Below are 520 nucleotides of genomic sequence, written 5' to 3'. Positions count from 1 at the left end.
TGTGTACCCGGCACCGTGGAAAGCGTGTTCGTAAATAAAGGCAGCGTGGTAGAAAAAGGCCAAGTCATTGCCACGCTGGACAAGCACGACTACCAAGTCTCACTAGAAGAATTACAAGCGCGCATGTTAGAAGCGCAATCAGCCCACAAACTCGCGAAAGCCGAGTTAAAGCGCGTAAAACAAGCGACTTCTGATGATGCCATTGCCAGCGTAAACTTAGACCGAGCCATCAGCAGCTACGAACGTAGCCTCTCTGCCGTCAAAGTGGTTGAGAAAAACATCCAACGTGCAAAAGATGCCCTACGTTACACCACTCTACGTGCACCATTCACTGGCATTGTTGCCGACGTTTCTGTTGATCCACATGAACAAACCTTGCCGGGCGGCAGTGTTGTGTCAATTCAGCAAGAAGACAGCTGGGAAGTGGACATCGACGTGCCGGAAAATATGATTGCGCAATTCGCACTAGGTCAGCCAGCATCGTTGACTTGGTATGATTCGGAGCAATCCTACCGAGCAA

At 50.2% G+C, this 520-nt stretch carries 1 protein-coding gene; it reads left to right on the top strand.

Annotated features, from left to right (window positions below):
- Positions 1 to 520, top strand: a 520-nt coding sequence (locus R7Q48_RS31030; RefSeq protein WP_318134259.1) for an efflux RND transporter periplasmic adaptor subunit, incomplete at both ends; no start/stop codon positions are given.

The organism is Vibrio sp. 378 (assembly GCF_033339435.1).
This window is presented reverse-complemented; position numbering and strand designations above follow the sequence as displayed.